The 6,788-nt window shown below is 73.7% G+C and carries 5 protein-coding genes and 1 pseudogene; 3 read left to right on the top strand and 3 right to left on the bottom strand.

The genetic code is table 11. From position 1 onward, the window contains the following. Nucleotides 1-69: 69 nt before the first annotated feature. Nucleotides 70-339 carry a hypothetical protein gene (locus AOK00_RS27075; RefSeq protein WP_055602878.1) on the top strand — a complete coding sequence of 90 codons (270 nt, stop codon included), beginning with the start codon at nt 70-72 and terminating at the stop codon, nt 337-339. Nucleotides 340-496: 157 nt separating this feature from the next. After that, nucleotides 497-709, top strand: a complete 213-nt coding sequence (locus tag AOK00_RS27070) for an MbtH family protein (RefSeq protein WP_055602877.1) — start codon at nt 497-499, stop codon at nt 707-709. A gap of 90 nt (nt 710-799) precedes the next feature. On the opposite strand, the gene AOK00_RS27065 is transcribed toward AOK00_RS27070, so the two are convergent. Together AOK00_RS27065 and AOK00_RS27060 are read right to left on the bottom strand one after the other, a co-directional pair. Next, the gene (locus tag AOK00_RS27065; RefSeq protein WP_055602876.1) at nt 800-1,723 is read right to left on the bottom strand and encodes an ornithine carbamoyltransferase; all 924 of its coding nucleotides are present in this window, start codon (nt 1,721-1,723) and stop codon (nt 800-802) included. A gap of 94 nt (nt 1,724-1,817) precedes the next feature. Next, complete coding sequence (locus AOK00_RS27060) at nt 1,818-3,206, bottom strand: helix-turn-helix domain-containing protein (protein WP_055602875.1); 1,389 nt, start codon at nt 3,204-3,206, stop codon at nt 1,818-1,820. A 194-nt stretch (nt 3,207-3,400) separates the two neighbouring features. Here AOK00_RS27060 and AOK00_RS27055 point away from each other — a divergent pair, with 194 nt between their 5' ends. Beyond that, the gene (locus tag AOK00_RS27055; RefSeq protein ID WP_173861640.1) at nt 3,401-6,448 is read left to right on the top strand and encodes an AfsR/SARP family transcriptional regulator; all 3,048 of its coding nucleotides are present in this window, start codon (nt 3,401-3,403) and stop codon (nt 6,446-6,448) included. Between the two features lie 42 nt (nt 6,449-6,490). Here the strand turns inward: AOK00_RS27055 and AOK00_RS27050 are convergent. After that, nucleotides 6,491-6,788 (bottom strand): annotated as a pseudogene (locus AOK00_RS27050) (hypothetical protein); the annotation flags it as partial.

The raw sequence follows: 6,788 nt of genomic DNA, 5'->3' as shown, positions 1-6,788 counted from the left end.
CTCCGAAGCCCCGTGGGCCGGAGCGGAACGCGGGAGCACGCGCGTCCGAGAACCCTGAGGAGTGGACCCATGTCCCAGATCGCCCCCGCCGCGGAACTGGCCGCGGCCCTGCGCGACGTCATGACAGATGCCGACCGCCACGAGCCCCTGGGCGAAGCCAAGTTCGCCGTCCTGGAGGCGGCGGTGCAGTTGATCGACGCCGACCGGCCGGAGCTGGCGGACCAGCCCCGGCTGCGCACGGAGCTGCTGCGCGGGGCGCTCGGCTCGGTGCGGGCCGCCGCGGTCGCCACCGGTATCGCCGTCACGCGGGCCAACGAGGTGTCCCGCGTCCTCGTATAGGCCCCCGCGCGCGGAGCCGGCCGCCGGGCACGAGGTCCGGGCGGGCTGCCGCCCAACTGCCGCTCCGGCTGCCCGAACCGGCGGACACGGTCTCGTAGCGTCGAGGCACCGGTGCGGCACCGGATCCCCGTTCCACGGAACCCACAGAGGTGAAGCCATGGCAACCAATCCGTTCGACGACGCCGACGGCCGTTTCGTCGTCCTGGCCAACGACGAGGGCCAGCACTCGCTGTGGCCCGCCCGGATCCGCCGCCCGGAGGGCTGGCAGCTGGTCCGCGAGGAGGGCAGCAAGCAGGAGTGCGCCGAGTACATCGAGGCCAACTGGACGGATCTGCGGCCCCGTTCGGTGGTCGCCGCGATGGGCGGCTGACGACCGTCGCTCACACGCGGGGGCGGCGTCGGTACCGGGTTCCACGAACCCGGACCGACGCCGCCCCCGTCCGTCGCGGACCCGTGCCGCTCAGTTCTCGCCGACCACGCACCACTCCAGTACGGCCATCGCCGCGGTCATCTTGTGGTGGGCCTGCCGCCACGCGAGGCTGCGCTCCCCGTCGAGGACCTCGTCGGTGACCTCCTGGCCGCGCACGGCGGGCAGGTCGTGCAGGAAGACGGTGCCGGGGCCGCTGTAGCGCTCGAAGAACGCGCGGTCGACGGCGAACCCCTCGAACGCGTCCAGCCAGTCGGGGTCGGCCTTCGGTACGCCCATGGTCTGCCAGCGGCTCGTGTAGACCGCGTCGACGGGGCCGTCGACCTCGGCCGGGTCGGTGATCCGGCGCACCTGGTGGTCCCCGCCGCTCAGTTCGTCCACGAGGTCCATGGTGTTCTTGGGCACCTCGTACCCCTCGGGGCTCAGCAGGGTGATCCGCAGCCCGGGGGTGAGCGCGCCGGCCAGTGCGAGGGCCGCGCCGGAGCTGTTGCCCTCGCCGACGACGAGCACGTGGAGCCCGGCGAGCGTCCCGAAGTGCTCGGCGAGCGTGGTCAGGTCGGCGATCGCCTGGGTCGGGTGCTCGTCGAGGCTGAGGGCGTTCACCACCGCGAGGTCCGGGCTGCCGCCGAGGCGGCGCATCTCCGCCACGTCGCCGTTGGTGCGGACGACGAGGGCGTCGAGGTACTGGCCGAGGACCCGGCTGGTGTCCTCCACGGTCTCACCGGTGGTCAGCTGGAGTTCGTCGGGACCGAAGGTGATGACGTCGGCGCCCAGCCGGGTGGCGCCGCTCCAGAACGAGGTCCGGGTCCGGGTGGACGACTTGCGGAAGTAGACGCCGACCTGGCGTCCGGCCAGCGGCTTGTCGTCGACGCCGCCGGTGCCGAACTCGACTGCGCGGGCGACGATACGGGCGAGCTGCTCGGGCTTCAGGTCGGCGAGCGAGATCAGGTTGCGCATGGCGGACGGGCCTCTCTTCGGGTCAGGGGAAGGGGAACGGGAACGGGAACGGGAAGGGAGCGGGAGGAGGAGACGCAGGGAGAGCGGGGTCTGTTCAGGAGGAGACGAAGGCCGTCGCCGGTACGAGGGAGGCGGCGCGTTCGGCGGCGAGCTGCCGCACCAGGTTGAGCACTCCGAACCGCGGGGCTCCGTCCTCCTCGCCGGGAAGGCGTCGTACGAGGCCGCGCAGCATCAGCGCGTGGACGTCGCGCACCACGGCGGCCGGGGTCGCGGACAGGCCGGCGGCGGCCTGGTCGGCGCTCCAGCCGTCGGGAAGGAGGCTCAGGTCACCGAGCAGCGCCGCGGGCCCGTCGTCGAGCCGGGCCACGGCGGCCGCGAGCAGCGCGGCGAGTCCCTCGCCGCCCCCGTCTACACCGGTGTCCCCGGCGGTCACGTCGTCGACGACGTCGAGCGGCGTGGTGTGCGCGATCCGCAGTAACTCCGCGGGTGAGCGAAGCAGCAGCCAGGAGGCGGCCGCCTCCATCGCCCGCGGCACACCGTCGAGGGCCCGGCTGATCCGCGCCACCGTGCGGACCAGCGAGTCGCCTGGCATCAGGTCGGGGCGCATGTGACCGACGTACGACAGCATGAGCTCGACAGCGGGCTGTCCGGCGGTCAGGGAGGCGCCGGGCGCTTCGGCCCCGCCCGGGAACTCCGCGGGCTCCGGGTCGGGTACGGGCAGCGGGCCGAGCGGCAGCATCCGGTTGCCCGGGGTGCGGTGCGGCTCGCGCGTGGTGATCAGCACCTTGAGCCGCTCGCAGACGTGCAGCAGTTCCAGGAGCGGGGGCGTGAGGTGGGGTCCGGTGTCGTGGCCGTCGAGGACCAGCAGGGTGGCCCGGCCGCGTATCACGGAGGCGAGTTCGTCCAGGCCCCGGCCACCGAGGGCCAGGGAGCGGGCCCAGCCCGTCAGCGCGGACCGCGGGCTGCGGGTCCCGGCGGGCCCGGCCGTCTGCGGCGCGGTCCCGGTCATGTCGACCCAGACGACGGGGGTCCGGTCGCGGCCGTGGAGCAGCAGGGCGGCTTCCTGGGCCAGGCGGGTCTTGCCCACCCCGGCCAGGCCCACCACGCTGAGGAGCCGTTCGTGCTCGGTGGCCAGCAGACCGGTCAGGACGCGGAGTTCCTCGGCGCGGCCGACGAGTCTGCGCAACGGCTTGGGCGGCGGCGCCAGTTCGGCGCCGTACGCCTCGCGCATCACCGTGCCGGCCTCCGCCCCTTCGACGGCCAGCTCCAGGGCGGCGCGGCGGGCGTCGCTCAGCCGCATGGCGCCGGCGAGCAGCCGGAGCGTCTCCCGGCGCGGGTGCCGTACCCGTCCCTGCTCCAGATCGCGGATGGCCCGCACGCTGACGGTCGACAGCCCGGCCAGCTGCTCCTGGGTGATCCCGGCCCACTGCCGTGCCGCCCGCAGCTGCTCGGCGAGCCCGTCCGGCGATGCCTGTTCGGTCATGACCAGTCTCCTTGCTGCATGGGGGGTCCTCAGTCGCGAGGGCCGTGAAGGAGTCGGCCTCGTGGGTCATACGGTGGCGGGACCGCTTACCGATCCCGTACCGCCTCGTTCCCGGGGGTCACGGGAACGGGCTAGGATCCGCAATCACCGGCGCCGAGGGCGTGGACGGGAGACCTGGGGGGGTGCTCGCGGCAATGACCGCTGCCGAGGAGCAATCGCTGAGATTCAACGTGCTGGGTCCCCTTGAGGGCTGGGCCGACGGTTCCCGGCTGAGGCTGGGGGGCCTCATCCAGGAACGCGTGCTCGGTACGCTGCTCCTGGAGCCCGGACGGGTGCTGACGATCGGCCGGCTCGTGGAGTCGGCCTGGGCCGAGGACCCGCCGGCGACCGCCTCGCACCAGGTCCGCAAGGCGGTCGCGGATCTGCGTCGGCGCATCCCCGCGGGCAGCGAGGTCATCGTCACCGACGGCCCCGGATACCGGGTCGTCCTCGCTCCGGAGCAGCTCGACCTGACGGAGTTCGGCGGTCTTGTGAAATCGGCCCGGGACGCCCCGGGCGAGGGCCGGGCCGTCGACGCGGTGGAGGCGCTGCGCCGGGCCCTCGGCCTGTGGCGGGGCCCGATCCTGTCGGGGGCGGGCGGCCCGGTGATCGAGGCGGCGGCCACCGCGCTGGAGGAGCGCAGACTCGCCGCTGCGGAGCAGCTCTTCGAGCTCCGCCTCGGTCTCGGCGAGACGGCGGAACTCGTCGTCGATCTGCGGGATCTGGTGCAGGCGCATCCCCTGCACGAGTCGCTGCGCGCCCAGTTGATGCTCGCCCTGTACCGCTCGGGCCGGCAGGCCGAGGCACTTGAGGAGTACAGCCGGGTCCGCGAGCTCCTGGTGGAGGAGCTGGGCGTCGACCCGGGCCCCCGGCTGACCAAGGTGTACGAGGGGATCCTGCGCGACAGCCCGGAGCTGGCCACCCCCGCTCCGCCGCCCGCCGCGGCCCCGGTCCCCTTACCGGAGGCCGCGCCCACCGAGGCTCCCTGCACCCTGCCGTACGACCTGGCGGACTTCACCGGCCGCGGCGGCGAACTGCGGGAGCTGCTCGACTCGGCGGGCCGGGACTGCGCGCGGCATTCCCGGATCGTGGCCCTGGACGGCATGGGCGGCAGCGGCAAGACCTCCCTCGCCGTGCACGCGGCGCACTCGCTGGCCTCCGATTTCCCCGACGGCCAGCTCTACATCGACCTGCGCGGCTACACACCCGGCGAGCAGCCGGTGACCGCGGGCGGAGCTCTCGACAGTCTGTTACGCGCCCTGGGAGTGCCCGGCGCGCGCATCCCGGAGGACCTCGCGGGCCGTACGGCGCTGTGGCGGTCGACCGTCACCGGGAAGCGGCTGCTGCTGCTCCTCGACAACGCCGCCGACGCCGACGGCGTACGACCGCTGCTGCCGACCACGCCCGGCTGCCTGGTCCTCGTCACCAGCCGGGCCCGGCTCGTGGACCTCGACTCGGCGCAGTGGATCTCGATCGACGTGATGTCGCCGGAGGAGTGCGCGGCGCTGATGGCGGAGACGCTGGGCGAGCGGCGGTACGCGGCGGAGCCGGAGGCGGCGGCCGAGCTGGCGCGGCTGTGCGGCCGTCTTCCGCTGGCGCTGCGGATCGCGACCGCCCGGCTGCGCAATAGGCCGCGCTGGACGCTGCGTTACCTGGCCGACCGGCTGCGCGACGAGACGCGCCGGCTCGACGAGCTGAGTTCGGGCCAGCGCAGCGTCGCCGCCACCCTGCGCCTGTCGTACCAGGCCCTGGAGCAGGACTGCCGCACCGCGTTCCGCAGCCTGGCGCTGCATCCCGGCGGCGACCTCGACGTCTACGCGGCCGCCGCTCTCCTGGAGACCGATCCGGCCGACGCCGAGGACATCCTGGAACTCCTCCTGGACGTCCATCTGTTGCAGCAGCCGGAGATCGGTCTGTACACCTTCCACGACCTGGTGCGCAGCTTCGCGCAGAGCCTCAGGTCGACGGCGACGGAGGAGGACGACTCCGCGTCGACGCGCCGGCTGCTCGACTACTACCTGGCGGCGACGGAGTCGGCCTGCCAGGTGATGTTCCCGGGCCGGCGCCGTATCCCCACCGAGGTGGCGGAGGTGGAGGACACGGACGCGTGGCTCGCGCGGCTGCCGCGGTTCGCGGAGAGCGAGCAGGCCGAGCAGTGGTTCGCGCGGGAGCAGGGGTCCCTGCTCGGGGCGGTGGGACTGGCCGACCGGCTCGGACACGACCGCCACACCGTGTTCCTGAGCCGCAATCTCGCCTTCCAGCTCAGTGCGCGGGGCCAGTTGGAGGAGTTCCGCTCGATGGGGCTCCTGGCGGTCGCCGCCGCGCGCCGCCTCGGCGAACTGCCGTTGCTGGGTGTGAGCCTGTCCAATCTGGGCGTGGCGTGCTGGAAGCTGGGCCGCTTCGCCGAGGGCATCGAGGTCGCCACGGAGGGCCGGGACGTCGCCGAACGGCTGGGGGACGTACAGACCTTGGCCCACAGCGAGGGCGCCCTCGGCCAGCTGAACAGTCTGCTCGGCCGGTTCCCGCAGGCGCTGTCCCATCTGGAGAAGTCGATCGCGCACCAGCGGGAGCTGGGCGCCAGCCGTGCGGAGGCGGAGAGCCTCACCCTGCTCAGCACCCTGTACGAGCAGTGGGGGCGGCACGAGGAGGCGGCGTCGGCGGCCCGTCGGGCGATCGCGCTCTGCGACGAACTGGGCCAGCACGAGAACAAGTTGGTGGCCTTCACGGACCTGGCGTTCGCCCATGCCTGCCTCGGTGACAACGAGGCCGCCGACACGTCCCTCGCTCGGGCGCGCGCGCTGTGCACCGAGAACAGCGACCCGGGGCAGGTGGCCCTGGCCCTCGCGCTGCTCGCGGAGGTCGCCCAGCGTCTCGGCAGGGACGAGCAGGCCGTCCGGTACGCGGACCGGGCCATGGAAACCATCGGGCCAAACGTTTCTCCACTGCGCCGGGCCAAGGTCGAGAACACCGTCGGCCGCTATCTCTACAAGCGCAAGGAGTACGTGGCGGCACTCGGCCTGCACGAGAGCGCCCACGAGGTGGCGCACTCCCTCGACTTCCGCATCGAGATGGCCTACGCCCTGTCCGGCATGGCCCGCGCCCAGGCGGCCCTCGGCCTCCCGGAGGAGGCGGCGCGCAACGAGCGCTCGGCGGAGGATCTGTTCGGCGAGATGGGCGTCCCGGCGGAACGCCGTCGTAGCTGACGCGACCGTCGCGGCCGGCGCGGCCGACGTACGGGGCGGGAATCAGGCGGCGAGGACGCTCTGACCGCCGGCGGCGGGCGCGCCCCCGCCGATCACGGTGGGGCCCTGGTCATCGGTCGCGCCGGCCTGGACGACCCGGGACCCGATGACGGTCGGACCCTGGTCGTCGGTCGCGCCGGCCTGGACCACGCCGCCCTTGCCGATCACCGTCGGACCCTGGTCGTCGGTCGCGCCGGCCTGGACCACGCCGCCCTTGCCGATCACCGTCGGCCCCTGGTCGTCGGTGGCACCGGCCCGGACGACCCGGGACCCGATGACGGTCGGACCCTGGTCGTCGGTC

It is taken from the genome of Streptomyces aureus, from assembly GCF_001418135.1.
In the GTDB taxonomy this organism is placed as follows: Bacteria; Actinomycetota; Actinomycetes; order Streptomycetales; family Streptomycetaceae; genus Streptomyces; species Streptomyces aureus_A.
Note: the sequence above shows the minus strand (reverse complement) of the source record. Positions and strands in the feature narration are given on the sequence as shown.

Bases quoted from the DNA above. Each gene is read 5' to 3' on its own strand.
- AOK00_RS27060 (WP_055602875.1), bottom strand. From the start codon at position 3,206: ATGACCGAACAGGCATCGCCGGACGGGCTCGCCGAGCAGCTGCGGGCG.
- AOK00_RS27055 (WP_173861640.1), top strand. From the start codon at position 3,401: ATGACCGCTGCCGAGGAGCAATCGCTGAGATTCAACGTGCTGGGTCCC.
- AOK00_RS27075 (WP_055602878.1), top strand. From the start codon at position 70: ATGTCCCAGATCGCCCCCGCCGCGGAACTGGCCGCGGCCCTGCGCGAC.
- AOK00_RS27065 (WP_055602876.1), bottom strand. From the start codon at position 1,723: ATGCGCAACCTGATCTCGCTCGCCGACCTGAAGCCCGAGCAGCTCGCC.
- AOK00_RS27070 (WP_055602877.1), top strand. From the start codon at position 497: ATGGCAACCAATCCGTTCGACGACGCCGACGGCCGTTTCGTCGTCCTG.